General features: G+C 71.9%; 17 protein-coding genes and 1 pseudogene. 8 read left to right on the top strand and 10 right to left on the bottom strand.

Translation table 11 applies throughout. From position 1 onward, the window contains the following. Positions 1 to 22 precede the first annotated feature (22 nt). The 6 genes from C8K30_RS21165 to C8K30_RS30445 all read right to left on the bottom strand — a co-directional run bounded on the left by C8K30_RS21165 (position 23) and on the right by C8K30_RS30445 (position 6,657). A complete protein-coding gene (locus C8K30_RS21165; protein WP_108494877.1) occupies positions 23 to 1,429 on the bottom strand; it encodes a hypothetical protein in 1,407 nt (468 codons plus the stop codon). Continuing rightward, positions 1,426 to 2,676, bottom strand: coding sequence for a hypothetical protein (locus tag C8K30_RS30765; protein WP_158281082.1), 1,251 nt, complete (start codon positions 2,674 to 2,676; stop codon positions 1,426 to 1,428). Before C8K30_RS30765 ends, C8K30_RS21165 begins: the two co-directional genes overlap by 4 nt. Continuing rightward, the gene (locus tag C8K30_RS30440) at positions 2,673 to 3,737 is read right to left on the bottom strand and encodes an ATP-binding cassette domain-containing protein (RefSeq protein ID WP_233257345.1); all 1,065 of its coding nucleotides are present in this window, start codon (positions 3,735 to 3,737) and stop codon (positions 2,673 to 2,675) included. Before C8K30_RS30440 ends, C8K30_RS30765 begins: the two co-directional genes overlap by 4 nt. A gap of 107 nt (positions 3,738 to 3,844) precedes the next feature. Beyond that, positions 3,845 to 4,864 carry an iron ABC transporter permease gene (locus C8K30_RS21180; protein ID WP_108494961.1) on the bottom strand — a complete coding sequence of 340 codons (1,020 nt, stop codon included), beginning with the start codon at positions 4,862 to 4,864 and terminating at the stop codon, positions 3,845 to 3,847. A 224-nt stretch (positions 4,865 to 5,088) separates the two neighbouring features. Continuing rightward, positions 5,089 to 6,285: a hemin ABC transporter substrate-binding protein gene (locus C8K30_RS21185; RefSeq protein ID WP_108494878.1), complete on the bottom strand. Its 1,197-nt coding sequence runs from the start codon at positions 6,283 to 6,285 to the stop codon at positions 5,089 to 5,091. Between the two features lie 123 nt (positions 6,286 to 6,408). Next, positions 6,409 to 6,657 (bottom strand): hypothetical protein, encoded by a 249-nt coding sequence (locus C8K30_RS30445; protein ID WP_146197549.1) that lies wholly within the window; start codon positions 6,655 to 6,657, stop codon positions 6,409 to 6,411. Here C8K30_RS30445 and C8K30_RS31835 point away from each other — a divergent pair. Further along, positions 6,656 to 6,832: pseudogene (locus C8K30_RS31835) on the top strand (hypothetical protein); the annotation flags it as partial. The gene C8K30_RS30445 and the pseudogene C8K30_RS31835 overlap by 2 nt on opposite strands. A gap of 108 nt (positions 6,833 to 6,940) precedes the next feature. On the opposite strand, the gene C8K30_RS21190 reads toward C8K30_RS31835, so the two are convergent. Further along, positions 6,941 to 8,035 carry a type I restriction endonuclease gene (locus C8K30_RS21190; RefSeq protein WP_108494879.1) on the bottom strand — a complete coding sequence of 365 codons (1,095 nt, stop codon included), beginning with the start codon at positions 8,033 to 8,035 and terminating at the stop codon, positions 6,941 to 6,943. A 216-nt stretch (positions 8,036 to 8,251) separates the two neighbouring features. Here C8K30_RS21190 and C8K30_RS21195 point away from each other — a divergent pair, with 216 nt between their 5' ends. Next, positions 8,252 to 9,088 (top strand): phosphotransferase, encoded by an 837-nt coding sequence (locus tag C8K30_RS21195; RefSeq protein WP_108494880.1) that lies wholly within the window; start codon positions 8,252 to 8,254, stop codon positions 9,086 to 9,088. A 166-nt stretch (positions 9,089 to 9,254) separates the two neighbouring features. Next, positions 9,255 to 9,440 (top strand): hypothetical protein, encoded by a 186-nt coding sequence (locus C8K30_RS21200; RefSeq protein ID WP_108494881.1) that lies wholly within the window; start codon positions 9,255 to 9,257, stop codon positions 9,438 to 9,440. Positions 9,441 to 9,614: 174 nt separating this feature from the next. Here C8K30_RS21200 and C8K30_RS21205 read toward each other — a convergent pair whose 3' ends face one another. Beyond that, positions 9,615 to 11,177, bottom strand: a complete 1,563-nt coding sequence (locus C8K30_RS21205) for a cytochrome b N-terminal domain-containing protein (RefSeq protein WP_233257330.1) — start codon at positions 11,175 to 11,177, stop codon at positions 9,615 to 9,617. Next, positions 11,167 to 12,543 carry an NAD(P)/FAD-dependent oxidoreductase gene (locus tag C8K30_RS21210; RefSeq protein ID WP_108494883.1) on the bottom strand — a complete coding sequence of 459 codons (1,377 nt, stop codon included), beginning with the start codon at positions 12,541 to 12,543 and terminating at the stop codon, positions 11,167 to 11,169. Before C8K30_RS21210 ends, C8K30_RS21205 begins: the two co-directional genes overlap by 11 nt. Before the next feature lie 256 nt (positions 12,544 to 12,799). Between C8K30_RS21210 and C8K30_RS21220 the strand changes: the two genes are divergently transcribed. Beyond that, positions 12,800 to 13,969 (top strand): SDR family oxidoreductase, encoded by a 1,170-nt coding sequence (locus C8K30_RS21220; protein ID WP_369940701.1) that lies wholly within the window; start codon positions 12,800 to 12,802, stop codon positions 13,967 to 13,969. A gap of 219 nt (positions 13,970 to 14,188) precedes the next feature. Continuing rightward, on the top strand, positions 14,189 to 15,016 hold the full coding sequence (locus C8K30_RS21225) for a helix-turn-helix transcriptional regulator (protein WP_108494884.1): 828 nt from the start codon (positions 14,189 to 14,191) through the stop codon (positions 15,014 to 15,016). Between the two features lie 717 nt (positions 15,017 to 15,733). Here the strand turns inward: C8K30_RS21225 and C8K30_RS21230 are convergent. Beyond that, positions 15,734 to 16,624 carry an NPP1 family protein gene (locus C8K30_RS21230; protein WP_108494963.1) on the bottom strand — a complete coding sequence of 297 codons (891 nt, stop codon included), beginning with the start codon at positions 16,622 to 16,624 and terminating at the stop codon, positions 15,734 to 15,736. A gap of 227 nt (positions 16,625 to 16,851) precedes the next feature. Here C8K30_RS21230 and C8K30_RS21235 point away from each other — a divergent pair, with 227 nt between their 5' ends. Genes C8K30_RS21235 through C8K30_RS21245 form a run of 3 tightly spaced genes read left to right on the top strand, consistent with a single transcriptional unit; the run spans position 16,852 to position 19,885 of the window. Further along, positions 16,852 to 17,862 (top strand): ABC transporter substrate-binding protein, encoded by a 1,011-nt coding sequence (locus C8K30_RS21235; protein WP_233257331.1) that lies wholly within the window; start codon positions 16,852 to 16,854, stop codon positions 17,860 to 17,862. 20 nt (positions 17,863 to 17,882) lie between these two features. Next, complete coding sequence (locus tag C8K30_RS21240) at positions 17,883 to 18,902, top strand: ABC transporter permease (RefSeq protein ID WP_233257332.1); 1,020 nt, start codon at positions 17,883 to 17,885, stop codon at positions 18,900 to 18,902. Continuing rightward, the gene (locus tag C8K30_RS21245) at positions 18,899 to 19,885 is read left to right on the top strand and encodes an ABC transporter permease (RefSeq protein WP_108494886.1); all 987 of its coding nucleotides are present in this window, start codon (positions 18,899 to 18,901) and stop codon (positions 19,883 to 19,885) included. Before C8K30_RS21240 ends, C8K30_RS21245 begins: the two co-directional genes overlap by 4 nt. Position 19,886: the final 1 nt, after the last annotated feature.

Genomic DNA, 19,886 nt, shown 5'->3' on the forward strand with positions numbered 1-19,886 from the left:
GATGGATGAACGGACTGGGGGTTCAGGTGTCGCGCCGCCGGAACGGCAGCACGAGCCAGCCCTGCCGGAAGCCGAGGATCGCCACGGAGGCGGCGACCAGCAGGACGGTGGTCAGGACGGCGAGCCGCCGGCCGGTGGCGCCGCCGGGAAGCAGGCCCTCGGGGATCAGGTCGGCGCCTGCGGCGTCGAGCGTGGCGGCGGCGACGGGCAGGAAGGAGTCGGCGGGGTCCGGGCTCGGGGCAGAGGTCGGGCCGGTACCGGAGCTTCCGCCGCCCGCCGTTCCGGGGTTCGCGGGGGCTGGGGGCTGGTCCGGCGCGGGCGGGTCCGCCGCGGGCGGTGTCCCGCCGTCGGCCCCGCCGCCGCTCGTACCGGTGCCGCTCCCGCCGCCGCTCCCGCCGCCACTCCCACCACCGGGACCCGCGCTGCCGACGGACTCGGCGGCGTCGAAGCTGACGCTCACGTTCGCGGGCGTCTTGATCTCGTCCCGGGTCCCGGTGGAGTACCAGAACTCGGGCTCGCCCACGAGCTGGTGGAAATTCACCAACGACTGCGGGAACGCGCCCCAGCAGCTGCCCGGCGGGTTCTCGCGGAGCTGGGGCACGCGGCCGCGCGCGTCCACCCGTTCGCCGCAGTAGTCGGGCACGAGGTGCCCGCCGCGCGAGTCCGGGTCGAGGCGGCGTCCCGTGAAGGTCAGGAGCTGCGCCCGGGTGTCGGGCAGGGGCTCCCAGCGGGTCATGTCCTGCTGGTCCGTGCCGTAGCCGCCGAGCGTGCCTGTGAGCGCGCCGTTCCCGTTCGCGTCCAGGCGCAGCTCCGGGTCGGCGACCCACCAATAGACCAGGCCGCCGTAGAACACGACGGTGAACGTGCCGTCCCACCGGATGCGCACCGACCCGTCCGCCTCGCGCGTACCGGTCCCGCCGGTCAGCACTACCTCGGCGCCAGTGGTCCGGCCGGCGTCGTACGACACCGGGCGGCCGTCGGGCGACGTGCAGCGCGTCCCGAACGTGGCGGTCCGCTCCGTGCTGTCCGTGCTGTCCGTGCTGTCCCCGCCCCGGCCGACGACGGTGCGCACCACGCGCACGTCGCCGGACCGCCCGTGGTACAGGTTCCGGTCCGCCTCGGTCCAGACCCGTCCGCCGCCCGTGTTCCCGTCGGTGCCGGGGCGGCCCGCCACGAGGAAGTTGCACTGTCCCGCGAGGTGGCTCTCCGACCCGGCCTGGGCGCTCACCGCCCACCGCAGCTCGGCGTCGGTGAGCTTGCCGTCGTCCACCTCGCCGGGCGGCTCCTCCTGGTCCTCGGGCACGGTCACCGTCAGCAGGAGCGGTCCCTGGTCGTCGTCCGCGGACGCCGTTGCCGTCGTTGTCGCCGCCAGCACCACCGCGAGGACGACGCCGGCGGCCCAACCCCGGCGGTGCGTCCCGCGGCTCATGCGCGCACCTCCTGCTCGGCGGGTACGTCGCCCGGGGGCGGGTCGCCTGCTTCCCGCTCCTCCCGACGCCGGTCCGCCCGCCGCTTCAGCGCGGTGACCAGCGATGACAGGATCACGACGAGGAGCAGCAACGCCGCCACGCCCACCGCTGTCTCCTCGGGCCGCCACGTGCCCGTGGTGCCCGATGTGGCACCACCCGCGGCGCCTGCTGCGTCCTCGGCCTCCTCGGCGGCGGAGACCTCGGCGGGGTCGCGGGTCACCGTCACCTCGGTCTCGATCTCGGTCCCGGACGATGCGCCGGTCAGCCGCAGCACGTGCGTGCCGGTCCGCAGGTCGGAGGGGAGCTCGACGAGACCCGCGACCTCGCCGTGATTCCCAGCGACAAGGGGTCCGACGGCGACCACGCCGTCGTCCAGCGTGACGCTCACCTGCTCGCCGGGCTCGAGCCCCTGCGCCCCGAAGCTCATGACCCGCCCCACCACTGCCGTCGCCTGGTCCACGCCCAGGCTGGCCTTGCCGGGCTCTTTCGACTTGTCGTCAGCCTCGTTCCCGGCGTCGGCGTCGGCGTCGGCGGCCGTTCCGCCCTCGTTCCCGGCGCCGGATGACCCCGCGGCGTCGTTCGACACACCGTTCTCAGCCCCACCCGCGTCGCCGCCCGGCGCGCCATCGGTGCCCGTCCCGGCGTCGCTCCCGGCGAAGGTCACGGGCGTGAAGGACTCGTTGTTCGCGTTGCGTACCCCGTGCGCGCCGATCGTGATGATCCCGCACTGCACCGCCGTGCAGTCCACGGCGGTGCCGTCGGCGGCCTCGAAGCGGGCGCCGGGGACCACCAGGTCTGTCGACCAGGTGCCGTTCGAGGCGATGGTGCCGCCGTTCGCCTCGGCCTCCGTGCTCGATCCCGGGAACGCGACGAACCTCTGGTACCCGGCGTTCTGCGCGGTCTCGGCGTCGGGCACGTAGCGGTAGGTGTCCCCGGACACCCCGCCGCGGCTCGGCGCCCACGACCCGCCTGACGGGTCCGACACCCAACCGAAGAACACATAGATGCCGCCGAACGCCTTGGGGATCGACTGGAAGCCGCTGCCCGACACGCGCACGGTCGTGGCGCCGTCCGGGTCGGGCTGCCCCGAGACGGTGACCTTCGCGGCGGCGTGCGCGGCGAGGACCGGGCCGAGCAGCGCGAGTGCGACCACGATGACGAGGGCGATCAGCGGGATCGCCGGGCGGGGCAGGTTGCGGGGCGTCATGCGTGGTCCTCGGTAGGTGTCTGGGCGGGGCGGACCGCCGCAAGCGCCGGCGGTGCGAACGACTTGTTGCCGGACTCAGGGGCGGGCTGTGCGCCGGGCTGTGCGCCGGGCTGAGCGCCGGGCTGTGCGTGCAGACCCCCGGCGTACCGGGGGAGGACGAGCAACCCGCCGGTGACGGGGTGCGGCAGCACGTCGACCGGGTACTCGTAGACCCGGGAGAGCAGCTCGGCGGTGAGCACCTCGGCGGGCGCGCCGAGCGCGGCGACCCGCCCGCCGTCGAGCACCAGTACGCGGTCGGCCCAGGCGGCGGCGAGCGCCAGGTCGTGCAGCACCACGACGACGGCGCCGCCGTCCGTCGCGTGCCGCCGGGCGTGGTGCAGCACGTGCTCGGTGTGGCGGACGTCGAGCGCGGCGGTCGGCTCGTCGAGCAGCAGCACAGTGGTGTCCTGGGCGAGCAGCCGCGCGAACGAGGTGCGGGCCTTCTCGCCGCCCGACAGGGTCGGGTAGCGGCGCTCGGCCAGGCCCGCGACGTCGGCGGCCTCCAGAGCGCGGGCGACCACGGCGTCGTCGTCCAGGTCGCGGCCGGGGCTATGGCTGCCCGAGCCATGGTGACCGGGGCTATGGCTACCGGGGCCATGACTGCCGGTTCCGTCGCTGCCGGTTCCGTCGCTGCCGGGACCGTCGCCGCCGGGACCGTCGCCCGTCGCGCGGGCCCGGGCCGTGGCACCCTGCCACGGCGCTCGCCCCATGCGCACCACGTCGACCACCCGGAACGGGAAGCTGACCTGGTTCTCCTGGAGCAGGACGGCCCGCAGACGGGCCAGCTCCGCGGGCCGGACGGCGCCGAGCGGCGTGCCGGTCCAGGCGGCCTGGCCGGCGTCGGGGGCGCGGTCGCCGGCCAGGACGGAGACCAGTGTGGACTTCCCGGCGCCGTTGGGGCCGACGACGACCAGCACCTCGCCCTGGCGTACGTCGAGGTCGACGTCGTCCAGCAGGACGGCGTCCCCGGCCCGGACCCGGACGCCGGACAGGGTGAGGAGGGCGGGCCGGTCCGGCCGGATCTCGCGACCCGGCTGGGCTGCTCGGTCCGGATGCGCGGACTGCGCGGACTGGGCGGACTGCGTGGGCTGCGTGGGCTGGGCGGGCTGGGCGGGCTGCGCGGCGGGGCTCATGCCCAGCCTCCCGCGGTGCGCCGGGTGCGACGAATGAGCCAGAAGAAGAACGGCCCGCCGACCAGCGCGGTGAGCATCCCGATGGGCAGGTCGGCGTAGCCGACGGCGGTGCGCGCGACCAGGTCCGCCGCCAGCAGGAGCACTGCGCCGCCGAGCGCGCTGAGCGGTACCAGCACGCGGTGCGCGGGGCCGACGGCCATCCGGATCAGGTGCGGCACCACGAGGCCGACGAACGCGATGATCCCGCAGAACGCGACGCCCGCGGCGGTGAGCACCGCGACCACCACGATGCTGAGCACGCGCAGGCGCTCGACGTCGACCCCGAGGTGGCGGGCGGACCGCTCGCCCAACGCCAGCAGGTCCAGCCGGCGCGAGAGGAGCAGCGCACCGGTCACGCCCAGGACGACGAGCGGCGCGACGACGCCGACGTAAGCCCAGCGGGTGCCGTTGAAGGAGCCGAGCTGCCAGAACACGATCTGCTCGCGGGCCTGCGTGTCGCCCAGGAACGTGGTGAGGGCCAGGCCCGCGCCGCAGACTGCGTTCACCGCCACGCCGGTGAGCACCAGCGTGACCACCTCGGTCCGGCCGGCGGACCGCGCCAGGCCGTAGACGAGGAAGGTCGCAGCGAGGCCGCCCGCGAACGCGGCGGCGGCCGTCGTCCACGGCCCGAGCGCAGTGAGCCCCAGAACGATGGTCACGGACGCCGCGACGGCGGCACCCGAGGAGACGCCGACGACGCCGGGCTCGGCCAGCGGGTTGCCGAACACGCCCTGCATCACGGCCCCTGCGGTGGCCAGCGCGGCGCCCACCAGGGCGGCCATGGCGACGCGCGGGAACCGGATGGTCCACAGCGCGGCGTCGCCGTTCGGGTGCGCGGGCACGGGGCCGAGGTCGAGGCCCGCGTGGTGCAGCAGCGAGCCGACGACCTCGGCCGGCGGCACCTGGAGCTGCCCCGACCCAGCGGCCACCACCGCCAGCACGCCGAGCGCGACGACCAGGCCGGCGGTCACCGCTATGGCGCGGGCCGGCCGGGCGGGCGGGAGGGGGTGCGCTCCGCCACGTCCGTGCGGGCCGCGGCGAGCGCTGCCCGACGGGTCGGTCGACGGGTCGGTCGACGGGCTCGCCGAGGCGCTCACGACCAGGCCCGCTGCGGCGTCTACGACCGGGTCTGCCGAAGCGCTCACGGGTGGGCGCGCGCTGGGGCTCACGGCGGGGCTCACGGACGCCCGCGTGGTGGGGCTCACGAGAGGCTGTCCGGCGCGTAGAACGCGCGGGCGAGGGCGTCGAGCACGTCGGCGGACGCCGGGCCGAAGGACAGGATCTCGGTGTCGTCCATGGCGACGAAGCGGCGGTTCTCGCCGGCCGGTGTCTGCGCCAGGGCCGGCACCTGTTCGAGCAGCCCGTCGACGCCGCCCACGGACTCCAGGCCGCCGGTCATCAGCAGGACCAGGTCGGGCTGCATGGAGATCAGCCCCTCGTCGTTCAGGGGGCGCATGCCCTTCCAGCCCACCTCGCCGGCGGCGTCCACGGCGCCGAGACCCTCGATGAGGGAGTCGGCCCCGGACTCGTCCCCGAACAGGTAGTAGACGCCGGACTGCCCGCGCACGTAGAGGAAGATCACCCGCGGCCGGACCCTGGGGTCCGTCGGCGCCAGGCCCGCGATCTGCTCCAGCGTGGCGTCGACGGCGTCGGTGGTGCGCTCGGCCAGGGCCGCGCCCTCCGCCGGCAGACCCAGCGCCTCACCCGTGGCCCGCGCCAGGTCTGCGGAGGTCTCGAGGCTGCGGTGGCTGTCGAGCACGACGACGGGGATCCCCGCGTCGCGCATCTGCAGCACGACGTCCCACGGGCCCAGCGTGGTGTCCGTGAGGATGACGGTGGGCGCCAGGTCGAGGATCGCCTCGCCCGTGAGCTCGTGGCCGTTGCTCGTGACGATCGGGCGGGCGGCGATCTCCGGGAAGCCCGACGAGACGTCCCGGCCCACGACGTTCTCGCCCAGGCCGAGCTCGAAAACGATCCGCGAGAGCGAGCCGTACAGGTCCAGCGCGAGGATCCGGCTGGTGTCGGTGACGGTCACTTCGGTGCCCTGCGCGTCCGTGACCGTGGCGGGCAGGGCAGGCTCCGGGTTCTCGGCGACCGGGTCGACCGGGCGCTCGGCGGTGCCCACCGTGATCTCGCCGGTCCAGGAGCGCGGGTCGGCGATGGGCTCGAGCTCGCTGAGCGGCTGGGTGCCGACGACGGCGCCGTCGTCGCTCGTGTGACCGGTCTGGGGGAGCTGCAGCCCACAGCCAGCCACGAGCGCGACCGCCGTGACCAGCACACTTGCGACCAGCGACTTGTGCGCCCGGGCCGACGGCGTCGGACGTGCGGTACGGGCCGGCCGCCGGGACCACATCGGGATTGCGGCGCGATCGGGGCCGGCTCCGGGCAGGCGCAACATCGGACACTCCCTTGTACGCCGGGACGGTGCCCGTGTGAAATTAGGTGTGCCTAACTTAGGCGAGCCGAGCCTCAGAAAGTCAAGCCCGGACCGTCCCTTGGTGGGATAAATCACCCGATCGACTTATCCGCGTACGTTGTGGACCAGGTCCTGCGTGAGGTCATGCAGGCGCAGGGCTGCGTCGGGGTCGAACGCTGGGCCGTTCAAGGGCAGCCGGTGCGTGGTGCGGTAGGCGGCAAAGCCTTCGCCCGGTGGTTCGTCCAGGAGGCGGGCCATCGGGACCAGGGGCTTCGTGACAGAGGCGGCGAGGAGGGCGAAGGACTCCCTGGTGAGAGCGCGGAGCGGAGGCAACCGCGGCCTGCGCGAGCTCATGCGGCACGGCGCCGCCGATGGTACGGGCCTGGCCGCGGTCCGCCAGGAGATCGCGGTGCATTGCGAGCATCTCGTGGCGCGAGCCAGCTCCCAGGGCGCACTGCGCGCCGGTGTCACTGGCGCCGACATCACACCGATCGTCGCCATGATCGACGCCGTCATGGCGCCGCCCGCAGAGCCTACGAGCGGGGCGTGGCGACGTTACCTGGTGATCATTCTCGATGGGCTCCGCGCGCACCCGCACCAGGCGCCGCTGCTGGGCCCTGATGGAGCGCGGTGGTGGTCATTCGTAATAGTGCACGGTCTTTCGGATTTGCTCCGCGTGAGCGTAGATCTCGTCCAGCGATTCGACACGGTGCCGAGTCTCGGTCTTTTCCTCGTCGAAGAGGCCGAGGTACTTCTGTCCTGTGTTGAAGTGGAGTCTTGCGAGGGGCTTGCGATTGTTGTCGTCCAGCAAGACCCCCATGTAGCTCTTCGTATCGCGCTGAACGATACGTGTGGGCGAAACCTCGCTACAGGCGATCGCGCGCACGATCTGGAACGCCTCGATCTCTTCGAACGTCGTCTCCAGCCCTCGCTCCGACCCGGAGTCGGACCCATCAAGGTCTGCTTCGACGGATGCTTCCGACGTGAGATCCGTCGAACCTGCGGTGGCATAGACTTTTCCGCCGAGCGCTGCCTTGATCCGGTCGTTGACCTGGTCGGCGACGAACTGCTGCATCGCCTTCGAAACGAGGCCGCGGAACTGCTCACGCACCTTCTGTGTGAACGAACCCTCGTAGACGCGGCCGGTCAGGTTCTTGACCCATTCGTCGTCCGCGTCGCGGAACTGCGATGCGAGAGCTCGCTTGAGCGCGCCGATGTACTTGAGCTCCTCGGCCGCGCTGACGACGGAGTCCACGTCGAAGGTCTCTTTCGTCAGCTTCTGGACCTCTGGGATGAGCGACTCGTCAAGCTCCAGCAGGTCCAGTTGCAGGAATGGCGTCTCATCCATGCGGTTGGGCTTGTCGAGGTCCGTGAAGAAATGATATCGCTGACCGTTTGTCAGAATGGCGATCCGCGCATTGGCTACGGCGAAGTAGCGGAAGAGCTGGGAGGCATGGTTCAGCGTGAGAGGCGCGCCAATTGCCTTGGCCTCGATCAATATCTGAACCTCGCCATTCTTGACGATGGCGTAGTCTATCTTCTCACCCTTTTTGGTCCCGACGTCGGCGGTGAACTCAGGAACCACCTCGTCAGGATTGAAGACGTCGTAGCCGAGAACGAGCGCGATGAACGGCATGATGAATGCGTTCTTGGTCGCCTCTTCCGTGACGATGTTGGCCTTCTGTTGTTCGATCTTTGTTGCTAGCGAAGCAATTCGCTCTGCGATATCCATATGCGGGCGTCTGCTCTGATGACCGGTTGCTCCTTGTGATCGGAGGCTAGTTGGCGAACTCGGCGCGTGCGCCGGAATCTCGCTCACAGGGCCTAAGTTCACCCGGGTGATCAAATGGCAATTCTTGCAAATGCATCGACGTTGTGATCGAAGAATGAGATCCGGCACCCGAAAACTGGGTGGCGCAGGCTTTGGCTACCGGACCACACTGACCGGATGACTGACTCGACAGCCGCTGCCGGTGCCGGGATCGGGCCCAGGCTCGGCGTGGGCCGCGAGGCCGAGGTCTATGCGTGGGGCGACGACGCCGTCGTCAAGCTCTACCGCCCCGGCTACCGAGGGCACGGAGCCGAGGCGGCGGCACTCGCCAGCCTGGCTGGTCACGACGTCGCTCCGAGCCTGGTCGACGTCGTGAAACGCGACGGCCGCCCGGGCCTGGTTCTGGAGCGCATCGTCGGGGCGGACATGCTGGACCTGCTGCGGCGCCGGCCGTGGCAGGTGCTGGCCTTCGCGCGGGCACTGGCGGGGGCTCACCTCGCGGTCCACTGCGTCGAGGCGCCGGCGGACCTGCCCGACGTCCGCCAGGTGCTGGCCGCCCGCATCGAGGCCGCGACCCTGCCGCGCGAGCTGCAGGGCTTCGCGCTGCGGGTGCTCGACGGGCTTCCGTCCGGCGACCGCCTGTGCCACGGCGACTACCACCCCGGCAACGTGATGGTGTCCGGTGACCGGGTCAGCGTCATCGACTGGTCGAACGCCGCACGCGGCGTACCCGAGGCCGACCACGCGCGGGCGATCCTGCTGCTGCGCTGGGCCGACCCGGTGCCCGGCACACCACTGGTCACCCGCGGGCTGATGGCGGTCGGGCGTTCGCTGCTCACGCGCGGGTACGCGCGGGCCTACGCCGACGTCTCGCGGCGCCCGCTGCGGGATCTCGACTCGTGGCTGGTGGTGCACGCCGCGGCGCGCCTGTCGGAGGGCCTGATGGTCGAGCAGCCCAGGCTCCTAGCCCTGCTCAACCGGGCCTGGCAAGGAGCTCGAGTTCTGAACCGCTAGCGACGATGCCCACAGCGTCGGCAGTTTGCCTCACGAACTCGGTACATGGCACTGAGGTCGGTCCAGGCCTGGACCGACCTCAGTGCAAAGTGCCGACATCACGGGAAAGTGCCGACTTGACGACGGCGGACACAAAGGCGCGTAGCGTTGGGTGCGGAGGTGCGGCATGAGCGACGGGAACACACGCGCGGCGGCGGGTGGTGGCGCGATCTACGGACTCGGCATCATCGGCGCATGGGTCTACTTCTGGCAGCAGGCCGACGGGTTCTGGGAGTTCGTCTGGGCCGTCATCCAGGGGCTCTTCTGGCCCGCGTTCATGGTCTACGAGGCGTTCGCGGCACTCGGCGGCTAGGGCCTGTTCTGCCGAACCGCAACTTGGTCGTGTACCCGTTCGCCGAACCGAAGCGACACGCCGGTGTACCGCGGGATATCGGCGTGTCGCTTCGGTTCGGCGCCCGGGCGCGTCATCAACTTGCGGTTGGGCGGTAATGAGGCCGGGGCTTGCTAGCCCATCTACCGCGTCGAGTCACGTGTGCGTCAGGTTCCTGTCCTTCGACGGCTCCCGGCCGCGGTCAGCCGTCGGGACCACGTGTCCCGTGCCGAACTGCCGGGAGAGCGCGCCGCGCAAGCGCTCGCGGCCGCTGAGGTGACCGTTGTCGTCCGGGCGACCAGGAGCGGGCGGGACAGGGGCGACGGCGAGCCGCGCCCGCTCCGCCTCGTCGGCCGGCTGGTGGATCTCTACGTACCCGCCGTTCGTCATCCGGACGATCCGCCCCGTCTCGTGCCCGTGCAGCGCGATTTCACGGTCCTTGCGCTGCAGCCCGATGCAGATGCGCCGGGTGACCTCGAACGCCAGCGGGGGACCGACGATCAGTGTGACCTGCAGCGCCGTGATCACCGACTCGAAGCTCACGCTGAACTCGGTCGAGACGATGTCGGCGCTCGCGGCGCCCCACAGCACGCCGTAGAAGAGCGCCCCGGCGACGCCGATCCCGGTGCGGACCGGGACGTTCCTCGGCCGGTCGAGCACGTGGTGCGGCTCGCGGTCCTGGTTGATCCACGCCTCGATGAACGGGTAGACGACCAGCAGCCCGAAGTAACCGGCGACCACCACCAGCGGGACGAGCGTTGCGAAGGTCACCGTCCATCCACCCCACACGGTCTCCCAGCCGGCCGGGACCAGGCGCAGCGCGCCGTCGAGGAACCCCATGTACCAGTCGGGCTGGCTCCCCGCGCCGACCTCGCCCCCGGACGCCGGTCCGTACGACCAGACGGGGCTGATCGTCGACGTCGCCCCGAGCAGCACGAGGACCGAGCCGGTGATCCCCATCATGCCGAGGGCGCGGAAGGCGGCGTCGGGCCACAGGCGGAGCCCGAGCGACGGGACGGGTTCGGGCCGGGCCGGCGCCGCCTGGCCGTCCCGGAGGGCGAGCGCCGCGCGGACGGCGAGGACGACGACGAGCAGCGCCGGCGTGATCAGGTGCACGGGGTACAGGTTCTCGATGATCTGGCCCGGGAACGGCCCGCCGAACATCAGGCCCGCGGCCCAGGTGCCGATGAACGGGATGCTGAGGACCACGCCCTCGACGATGCGCAGGCCGGTGCCGGAGAGCATGTCGTCCGGCAGGGCGTACCCGCTCCAGCCTGCGGCGAGCACCAGCACGAAGGCCGCCACCAGCAGGACCCAGCTCAGCCGCCGCGGCCGGCGGAACCCGCCCGTGAAGAATGTGACGAGCAGCTGCACGATGATCGAGGCGGGCATGACGAGCGCCGCCCAGTGGTGCGTCTGGCGCAGCAGGAGGCCGCCGGTCTGCTCGAACGAGATGCGCATCGTCGAGGCGAAGGCCTTGGTGACCGTCGCACCCTGGAGCGGCTCGTAGGGCCCGGCGTAGGTGACGAGGTCGTTCGACGGCGTGTACGTGAACGCCAGCAGGATCCCGGTCACCGCCAGGACGACCAGGCAGGCGAAGGTCACGACGCCGAACAGGTTCGACCAGCCGAGCCGCACCCGCCGGTCACCGAGCGCGAGTGCTTGCTTCCGTACCCAGGTCGTCCAGGCGCTTGCCCGACGGTGGCGGTCAGCTGGCATCGCGCACCACGCTCAGCTCGGGCCGCGAGACCGCGTCGTCGTCGGCCCCCGCGAACGGGTCGCCGCCGGCGAGGAACGCGGCGCGCGGCCGCTGCACCGTGGCGAGCGGGATGATGTCCCTGCCGAAGAACACCGCGGACACCCAGACGAGCAGCACACGCACCTTGCGCTCCCAGGTCGGGACAGCCAGGACGTGGTAGCCGCGGTGCATGAGCCAGGCCAGGAAGCCCTTGATGACCAGGCGCTTGTACTGGAAGATGCCGCGCCCGATGCCGAGGGTGGCGACAACGCCGAGGCTGTGGTGGAGGTACGGCTGCACCTTCTTGCCGCGGAGGTCCGCGACCAGGTTCTTCGCCAGCAGCTTGCCCTGGCGGACGGCGTGCTGCGCGTTGGGCACGGTTCGCGCGCCGGGGACGGGCGAGGCGAGGTCGGGGACGGCGGCGTTGTCGCCGGCGGCCCACGCGTGGGGGACCATCGCGTCGTCGCTGCCGACCCGGAGGTCGGCGCGAACCCGGACCAGGCCGCGCTCGTCGACCGGGAGGTCGGTGTTCCGCGCGACGACGGGGTTGCTGCCGTTGCCGGCGGCCCAGATCAGGAGCCCGTTGCCGTACGACTCGCCGGTGGACAGCATGATCCGGCCGTCCGCGGCCGAGACGACCTGGGTGCCGAGGTGCACGTGCCCACCCCGCCCCTCCAGGTGGCGCACGACCCAGTGTCCGGGCTCGTCGGTGACCTCGGGCAGGATCCGGTTGTTCGCGTCGATGAGGTGGAAGTCGACGTCGTCCCGGCTGAGCTCGGGGTAGGAGCGCAGCAGGCTCGTGGCCAGCGACAGCAGCTCGCCGAAGACCTCGACGCCGGTGAACCCGCCGCCGACGACGGTGACCGTCAGCAGCCGGCGGCGCTCGACGCCCGGGGGCAGCAGCGCGGCGCGGTCGAACGCCGTCAGGAGCTGGTCGCGGATCGCGACTGCCTCCTCGACGTGCTTGAGGCCGATCGCCTCCTCCGAGATGCCCGGGACGGGGAACGTGCGGGTCACGGCGCCGGCGGTCACGACGATCGTGTCGTACACGATCTCGCGGATGGCGCCGTCGTTGGTGCGGACGGTCGCGGTGCGGTGCGCGTGGTCGATCGACGTGGTGTGGCCCGCGATGATGGTCGTGCGCCGCAGGTGCCGGCGCAGCGACACCATGACGTGCCGCGCCTCGATCGAGCCGGCCGTGACCTCGGGCAGGAACGGCTGGTAGGTCATGTAGCCGTGCGGGTCGACGAGCGTGACGTCGGCCTCGCCCCTGCGGAGCTTCTTCTCCAGGCCCCACGCGGCGTAGAAGCCTGCGTAGCCGCCGCCGACGATCAGAATCTTCTCCATGACACCCTCCTGGTGGTCTTACCTGTTCGACAACACAGCGCGGCGAAATGTGACGTGTCGGTGGTCACAGTCCGTGTGCTGGCGGACGTCGGTGACGTGCCTGGCCACAGGGCTGCTGGTGAGGCTGCTCGCGGGCCTGTTGACGAGGGCGCGTAGCCACGGACATCTCGAACCTGGATCCGGTCCGGGAGCGCGCGCACGCTGATCGGGACCGGTCGGCCGACCGGCGGACGAACCACCCGTGAGGAAGACCGTCGTGAGCAACAACCCCGTGACCAGCAGCCCGGCGACCGGCAGGCCGGTGACCGGCAGGCCGGTGACCGGCAGCCCGGCGACCGGCAGCCCGGCGGCAGGTAGCCCGGCGGCAGGTAGCCCGGTGACCGATAGCCCGGTGCACAGCAGCCCGGTGAAGCGCCGCGCTCGCAAGTACACCGACGTCGTCGTGCCCGACCTGAGTGGCAAGCGCGCCGTCGTGACCGGAGCGAGCGACGGCCTCGGCCTCGGGCTCGCCGAGCGGCTCGCGCGAGCGGGCGCGGAGCTCGTGCTGCCCGTGCGCAACCCGGCCAAGGGAGAGGCGGCGGTCGGGCGCCTGCGCGCGGCGGTGCCGGACGCCGTCGTCTCCACCCGTCCGCTCGATCTCGCGTCGCTGGAGTCGGTGGCGACCCTTGCCGACGGCCTCCTGGACGAGGGCCGCCGGATCGACCTCCTGGTCGCGAACGCCGGGGTGATGGCCCCGCCGGCCCGGAACACGACCGCCGACGGGTTCGAGCTCCAGCTCGGCACCAACCACCTGGGGCACATGGCGCTCGTCGGGCGGCTGCTGCCGCTGCTGCGCTCGGATGCCCGCACGCCTGACTCGCGCGCGTCTGATTCGCGCACGTCTGATTCACGCAGGTCTGGCGCGCGCGTGACGACGATGTCGAGCGCTGCGGCGCGGTTCGGCCGGCTCGACTGGACCGACCTCAACAGCGAGCGCGACTACTCGCCGGTGCGGGCGTACAACCTCTCGAAGCTCGCCCAGCTGATGTTCGCGCTCGAGCTCGACCGGCGGAGCAGGGCGCACGGCTGGGGCATCGTGAGCAACGTGGCCCATCCCGGAACCACGTACACGAGCCTGTACTCGGCCGGTCCCGGTCTGGGCAGCACGGAGACCCCGCGGATGGACGCCGTGATGCGCCGGTTCCTCGCCCTGGGGATCTTCGTGCAGCCCGTCGAGCAGGGACTCCTGCCCGCGCTGCAGGCGGCCACCGATCCCGCGGCGGGCGGCGGGACGTTCTACGGGCCGGACGGCGTTGGTCATTTCACGGGCAGCTCCGCGCCGCAGCGCGTCTACCGCGCCGCGACGGACGAGGCGGCCGCAGCCCGGCTGTGGGACGTCTCGGAGGACATGACGGGAGTGCGGTTCCCCGGCTCGGCGCTCGCCTGACCGACGCCGGGCCGAGAGGCGCCCGCACGACCGGTATCGCGGGATAGTGCTGCACGACGGTGCTGCAGAGCGGTGCTGCAGAGCGGTGCTGCAGAGCGGTGCCGCAGAGCGGTGCCGCACGACGGTGCCGCAGGGCGGTGCCGCAGAACGGTGCCGCAGGGCGGTGCCGCAGGGCGGTGCCGCAGGGCGGTGCCGCAAAACGAGGACGAGGTGAGGACGATGGACCGCCAGCTGCTGGCCGACTTCCTGCGGACGCGCCGTGAGGCGCTCCAGCCGGAGGACGTGGGGCTGCCCCGCGGACCCCGACGGCGCACGAGCGGGCTGCGGCGCGAGGAGGTAGCGGCGCTGAGCGGGGTCTCGGCGGACTACTACAGCCGCATCGAGCAGCAGCGCGGGCCGGTTCCCTCGGAGCAGGTCCTCGCGGCGATCGCGCACGGTTTGCACCTGAGCCTCGAGGAGCGCGACCGGCTCGTCGAGCTGGCCGGGCACGCACTGCCCCGGCGCGTCCAGCGCGGTGACCACATCAACGTAGGCCTGATGCGGATCCTGGACGGGCTGGAAGATGCGCCCGCCCAGGTCGAGAACGTCCTCGGCGTGACCCTGCGGCAGACGCGCCTGGCGGCGGCACTCCTCGGCGACGAGACGTCGTACACGGGTCCGGAGCGCGCCCGCGTCTATCGGTGGTTCACCGATCCGCGTGCCCGCGACCGGGTCCCCGAGGAGGACCACGAGCACCACGGCCGCACGCTCGCGGCCCGGCTCGCGGCGGTCCAGGCGCAGACCGGCGCGAGGTCCCCGGCGGGCGAGCTCGCGTCCGGCCTGCGTGGCCGCAGCGCGGAGTTCGCGCGGCTGTGGGACGAGCATCCCGTCGTCGGCCCGTACTGCGAGCCCAAGCGACTGAACCACCCAGAGGTGGGCCTCGTGGAGCTGCACGGGCAGACTCTGCTGGACCCGGACCAGTTCCAGGCCCTGACGGTCTTCACCGCCGTCCCGGGGACCGAGAGCCACGAGCGGCTCCAACTGCTCTCGGTGGTCGGCGCGCTCTAGCTTGTGTCCGGTGTCCGGTGTCCGGTGTCCGGTGTCCGGTGTCCGGTGTCCGGTGTCCGGCGGATGACGGATGGCGGACGCTGAGCCAGTCCTCTGGTGACGCAAGCTGCCGACGTCGGAGAAGTCCGCTGCGACCAAGCGATTGCGCATGGTTTGCCACTCGGAACCATGCGCAAGTCCATGCTGGAAGAGGACTTCCTGGCCGTGCCTGCTTGGCCGTGCCTGCTTGGCCGTGCCTGCTTGGCCGTGCCTGCTTGGCCGTGCCTGCTTGGCCGTGCCTGCTTGGCCGTGCCTGCTTGGCCGTGCCCCGCTTCGCCGTGCCCGGTTGGCCGTGGCGGCTCGGTGGGGTGACTTCGGGGCGTCGGTGCCGGGTCTGCTGAACCGCGTTCAGCCTGGCCCCGCAGAATTCGGCCAGGCTGAACTATTCAGCACAGCCCGCATAGCCGGGGCACAGCCGAACCCAGTCCAGCCCACCCGGCACCCACCAAACCAGCACACCGCGCCCGATGGCCCGTCGGCTCTGAGTGGCTGGCCGGCTGTGGCCGGCGGGTTATGGGCGGACGGCCGACCCACCTCATCGAACCGCTACCCGACGCCGTGCTCGGGCGCCGAACCGAGGTGACACGCCGATGCTGCGCGAGGCATCGGCGTGTTGCTGCGGTTCGGCGGGCTCGAGGACGACCGACCTGTGGGCGGCGGGAGGGGTGGCGGGGAGGGCTATGCCGCCGGGTCGAACGGGATGCCGGACGGCTTCATCTGGGTCAGCCAGCCGGTGAAGTCGCCGTCGTCGATCTTGATCGTCGCCGAGCCGAAGTCGGCAGTCATCAGGCGATCGCGCAGCGACGTGCTGGGCCAGCCGTTCCAGCCGACGATCGGCGGGTAGCGCCAGTTGTGGTAGTGGTTCTCCGGCGGCTCGTCGTTGCCGTTGGCGAGCCGGAACAGGTGCGTGCTGATGCCGTCCTTGTGGTAGACGATCTTGGGGTGCGAGCCGTCGAACAGGACCTGCGACCGCGGGTAGGTGGCGTATCCGCTGTGCTCGGTGATCGAGACGTAGTCGACCTGGTTGCTGGACTGGTTGACCCAGACGACCACATGCTCGAAGTCGTGCCGGTGGCCGCCGAGGCCCCCGTCCAGTGCCTGGTCCTTCTCGAAGTAGCTGGCGTACATGATGGCGCACCAGCCGTTGTTGCACTTCTCGCGGGAGTAGGTCTGGGAGGCGTCCAGGTCCCACTGGTCGCGGCACTGCCCGTTGACGGCGCCGCCGAGCGCCAGGCCCGGTGCGAGGGTCCCGTCCGGCCCGATGGCGGACGTCGCGTAGCAGCCGTCGGTGTCGTAGTCGTAGGCGGGGGAGAAGGACTGTTCGTAACCGCTGGCGTTCTGCGGGAGGTTGGGCGGCGGGTCGGCGTGCGCGGCGGCCGCCGGTGCGGCCAGTGCGAGCAGGGCCGCGGCGAGGGCCGCGACGAGGCGGGCCGGCCGGCGGGCCGAGGGCCTGGGCCGGGATCCCGGCGGGGTGCCGGCCCGGGATCTGGCCCGGGAATTGGCAAGAGCGCCGGGAAGGGTGCTGGGATGGGCCCTGGACGGGGCACTACCTGCGGAAACGGGGGACATCGGACGGTCCATGACTGACCTCTCATGTGTCCTGGGCGAGCGAGGAGCGGCGGGTGAAAAGCCGGGCAAAATGGATGCTATTTGCCGGGCCGTGCGCGGGGCAATGAGGGTGAACGCTTACGCGAGCGTCGGACGTTGACCGCGCCCCGTCGCTATCGCTATGTTCTTTGTGGGCACACTCGTTCGGATGTCGAACACGCCAGCAGTACGTTCAAAGGAGATTCCCAGTGCGACGTACCTATCCTTTCGCGGCCTCCAGCGCGGCGCCCAGAACGGCTCGCGCCGTGGTCGCGGCCGCAGCGGCGACCCTGCTGCTGGCCGCCTGCGGCGCCCAGGCCGCGCCCGGGGGCGAAGAAGGAGACTCGGCCGACGGCGGGCTGACCACCGTGACGGTCGGCGTGATCCCGATCGTCGACGTCGCCCCGATCTACCTGGGTGTCCAGGAGGGCTTCTTCGAGGACCAGGGGCTGGAAGTCAAGCTGGAGCTCGCCCAGGGTGGGGCGGCGATCGTGCCGGCCGTGGTCAGCGGCGAGTACCAGTTCGGCTTCAGCAACGTGACCTCCCTGCTGGTCGCGTCGTCGCAGGGCCTGCCGCTCAAGGCCGTCGCGCCGGGGAACTTCACCACCGGCACGCCCGGTGAGGACTTCGGCGCCGTCGTCGTCCCCGAGGACTCGGACATCGAGGACGCGGCCGACCTGGCCGGCAAGACCGTCGCCGTCAACACCCTCAACAACATCGGCGACACGACGATCCGCAAGGTCGTCGCCGACGCGGACGGTGACCCGACCGCTGTGGAGTTCGTCGAGATGGCGTTCCCCGACATGCCGGCCGCCGTCGCCGGGGACCAGGTCGACGCCGCGTGGATCGTGGAGCCGCACCTGACCAGGGCGCTGCAGGACGGCGCGCGCGTCGTGACGTCCAACTTCGCCGAGACCGACCCGGAGCTGCTGGTCGCGGCGTACTTCACGTCCGAGCAGCAGATCGCCGAGGACCCGGAGACCGTCGAGGCTTTCACGGCGGCGATGGAGGAGTCCCTGACCTTCGCCGAGGAGCACCCGGACGAGACCCGCGCGGTCCTGGACACCTACACCGAGATCGACCCGGCGGTGAAGGAGGCGATGGTCATGCCGCGCTTCGCGCCGGGCCTGGAGGCGTCGTCGTTCCAGGTGCTGGCCGACCTCGGTCTGGAGTACGGCATGTTCGACGAACCCGTCGACGTGAGCCAGCTCCTGCCGTGAGCCCGGCTGCGAGTCGCGCCATGAGCCCCGTCACGAGTCCTGAGGCGAGCCGAGCACCCGGCGACGGCACGCCTGGCGGTGGCGCGCCCGCCGACGGCGCGCCCGCCGACGGCACGCCCGCCGACGGCACGCCCGCCGACGGCACGCCCGCCGACGGCACGCCCGGCGGTCGTTGGCTCGGCGGTCGTCGGCTCGGCCGCGGGGCCGGCCGGCGCGGGCTCGGACGTGGCGGGCTCGATCGTGGCGGGCCCGGTCGTCAGGCGGGCGCGGCAGCGCCCGCCTGGGCGCTGGGCGCGGGCGGGGTCGCGACCCTGCTCCTGGTCGTCGAGCTCGCGCCGCGGCTGGGGTTCGTGGACGCGCGGTTCCTGCCGCCGACGTCGCAGATCCTCACGGCCCTGGCCGAGCGGCTGGGCACCCCCGAGTTCTGGATCGCGCTGGGCCAGACGCTGACCACCTGGTTCACGGGGCTGGCGATCTCCCTGGTCGCCGGCGTCGTGCTGGGCGTGATCATCGGGTCGGTCCCGGTGCTGCGCGCCGTGACGGCGTCGACCATCGAGTTCCTCCGGCCGGTACCGTCGGTCGCGCTGATCCCGGTGGCGATCCTCCTGTACGGCACCGGGATGGCGTCGACCCTCCTGCTGGTCGTGTACGCGAGCTTCTGGCAGGTGCTGGTGCAGGTGCTGTCGGGTGTGCAGGACGTCGACCCGGTCGCCTCCGACACGGCGCGCTCGTACCGGTTCTCGGCGCTGACCCGGATCCGCACGGTGGTGTGGCCGACGACGGTGCCGTACGCGATGACCGGGCTGCGGCTGGCCGCGAGCGTCGCGCTGATCCTGACCGTGACCGGCGAGCTGCTGATCGGCACGCCCGGCATCGGCAAGCTGCTCGGGGTCGCGCAGTCCTCGGGCGCCGTCGAATCCATGTACGCCTATGTGGTGGTCACGGGGCTGCTCGGCGTCGCGGTGAACCTCGTGGCCCGCGCGCTGGAGAGCCGCGTGCTGTTCTGGCACCCGTCCATCCGTGGGGAGAGTGCGTCATGACCGGCCCGGTGATCGCGCCCGGCGCGTCAGGTACGTCGGGCACGTCGGGCACGTCGGGCGCGTCAGGCACGTCGGGCTCGTCCGGCGCACCCGGCGCACCCGGCACGCCCGGCACACCCGGCGCACCCGGCAGGACCGGGGCGACACGGACGCTCGGCTCGGTGCTCCTGTCCGCACTCCTTGCCGTGCTCCTGGCTGTCGGCCTGCCCGCGGTCATCGTCGCGGCGTGGTGGTTCCTGAGCGCCGGGAGCACGTCGTTCTTCAACCCGCCGCTCAGCGTGATCGTCGGGATGTTCGGCGAGACGTGGTTCGCGGCTCCGGCCGAAGCCGGGGCCGGCGCGGGGTTCGGCGAGAGCCGCTTCGTCCAGGACGTCGTGCCGAGCGTGCTGCGCCTGCTGGCGGGGTACGCCGTCGCGCTCGTGCTGGGCGTGGTGCTCGGCGTGGCGATCGGGTCCTCGCGGGCCCTGCGCGCCTACGCGGAGCCGGTGCTCGAGTTCTTCCGGGCGATCCCGCCGCCGGTGCTGGTACCCGTCCTGATGCTGTTCTTCGGCATCGGGACGACGATGAAGATAGTCGTGATCGCTTTCGGCTGCCTGTGGCCGATCCTGCTCAACACGGTCGAGGGCGTACGCGGCCTGGACCCCGTGCTGCGGGACACGGCCCGTGCCTACCGGCTGGGCCGGGTCGCGACGGTGCGGCACCTGGTGCTGCGCGGCGCGAGCCCGCAGATCGTGACCGGCGCACGGCAGGCGTTGTCGATCGGCATCATCCTGATGGTGATCAGCGAGATGTTCACGGCGAAGGACGGCCTGGGCTTCGCGATCGTGCAGTTCCAGCGCAGCTTCGCTATCCCGGAGATGTGGAGCGGGGTCATCCTGCTCGGCGTCATAGGCGTGCTGCTGTCCCTCGTCTTCCGGGCCGTGACGAACGTGATCCTCCGCTGGTACCACGGGTACCGGCAGACCCAGCACGGAGGTGCTTGAC

The sequence above is a fragment of the Promicromonospora sp. AC04 genome, assembly GCF_003058225.1.
Classification (GTDB): Bacteria; Actinomycetota; Actinomycetes; order Actinomycetales; family Cellulomonadaceae; genus Promicromonospora.

Coding starts and splice junctions, on each gene's coding strand:
- C8K30_RS21165 (WP_108494877.1), bottom strand. CDS start 1,429: ATGAGCCGCGGGACGCACCGCCGGGGTTGGGCCGCCGGCGTCGTCCTC.
- C8K30_RS30765 (WP_158281082.1), bottom strand. CDS start 2,676: ATGACGCCCCGCAACCTGCCCCGCCCGGCGATCCCGCTGATCGCCCTC.
- C8K30_RS21185 (WP_108494878.1), bottom strand. CDS start 6,285: ATGTTGCGCCTGCCCGGAGCCGGCCCCGATCGCGCCGCAATCCCGATG.
- C8K30_RS30445 (WP_146197549.1), bottom strand. CDS start 6,657: ATGAGCTCGCGCAGGCCGCGGTTGCCTCCGCTCCGCGCTCTCACCAGG.
- C8K30_RS21190 (WP_108494879.1), bottom strand. CDS start 8,035: ATGGATATCGCAGAGCGAATTGCTTCGCTAGCAACAAAGATCGAACAA.
- C8K30_RS21195 (WP_108494880.1), top strand. CDS start 8,252: ATGACTGACTCGACAGCCGCTGCCGGTGCCGGGATCGGGCCCAGGCTC.
- C8K30_RS21200 (WP_108494881.1), top strand. CDS start 9,255: ATGAGCGACGGGAACACACGCGCGGCGGCGGGTGGTGGCGCGATCTAC.
- C8K30_RS21205 (WP_233257330.1), bottom strand. CDS start 11,177: ATGCCAGCTGACCGCCACCGTCGGGCAAGCGCCTGGACGACCTGGGTA.
- C8K30_RS21210 (WP_108494883.1), bottom strand. CDS start 12,543: ATGGAGAAGATTCTGATCGTCGGCGGCGGCTACGCAGGCTTCTACGCC.
- C8K30_RS21225 (WP_108494884.1), top strand. CDS start 14,189: ATGGACCGCCAGCTGCTGGCCGACTTCCTGCGGACGCGCCGTGAGGCG.
- C8K30_RS21230 (WP_108494963.1), bottom strand. CDS start 16,624: ATGTCCCCCGTTTCCGCAGGTAGTGCCCCGTCCAGGGCCCATCCCAGC.
- C8K30_RS21240 (WP_233257332.1), top strand. CDS start 17,883: ATGAGCCCCGTCACGAGTCCTGAGGCGAGCCGAGCACCCGGCGACGGC.
- C8K30_RS21245 (WP_108494886.1), top strand. CDS start 18,899: ATGACCGGCCCGGTGATCGCGCCCGGCGCGTCAGGTACGTCGGGCACG.